At 62.0% G+C, this 598-nt stretch carries 1 pseudogene; it reads right to left on the bottom strand.

From position 1 onward, the window contains the following. Positions 1 to 598: pseudogene (locus HM984_RS17495) on the bottom strand (hypothetical protein); the annotation flags it as partial.

The following is a 598-nucleotide window of genomic DNA, read 5'->3' as shown; positions in this document are numbered from 1 at the left end:
GCCCAAGAGTGTTCGAGTCCAGAAACGGGTGTGCCACCGTCACACCACCGGCGCCGAGACCCTCGTAGTCGGACATCACGACCAAGTATCCGTTCAACAGCAATGCGGTGATGGGCAGCCACTGGTTGAGCAGATCGTCATACATCGACGGGCCACAGTCGAAGTTGATTCCGGTGTTGCCGTGGCCGTAGGACACCACTGGCCAGCCGCCCTCGGGAGCGGTGCCGCTGGGCACGAATACGGTCCCGGTCACCTCGGTTGTGCGCGACCCATCACCGGATGTCGACACATAGCGAATCTTCGTGACCTCGGCACCGGTTTCAGCGATGCGGGGAACGACGGTGTCGAAGTCTTCGGCAGCGAGCAACGCCCCGGGTTCTGTCCCTCCGAGCTGTGCGTTCGATGCGCTATCAGTCGGCTGCGCAGGCCGCGCGGCGGCGTTGGTTGTCACCGTCACTGCATTTCGCGTCGAAGACGACGTGGCCGGTTGAGTACAACCGGCCAGCAGCGCCATTGCCGCAGCGACTGCGCAGAGGCAACGAATACTCGAAGTGAGTGTCACGAACTGCTCTTCATCCTTGCTGCTGTGAGCACAGAA

The organism is Winogradskyella pacifica (assembly GCF_013403915.1).
Lineage (GTDB): Bacteria > Bacteroidota > Bacteroidia > Flavobacteriales > Flavobacteriaceae > Winogradskyella > Winogradskyella pacifica.
Note: the sequence above shows the minus strand (reverse complement) of the source record. Positions and strands in the feature narration are given on the sequence as shown.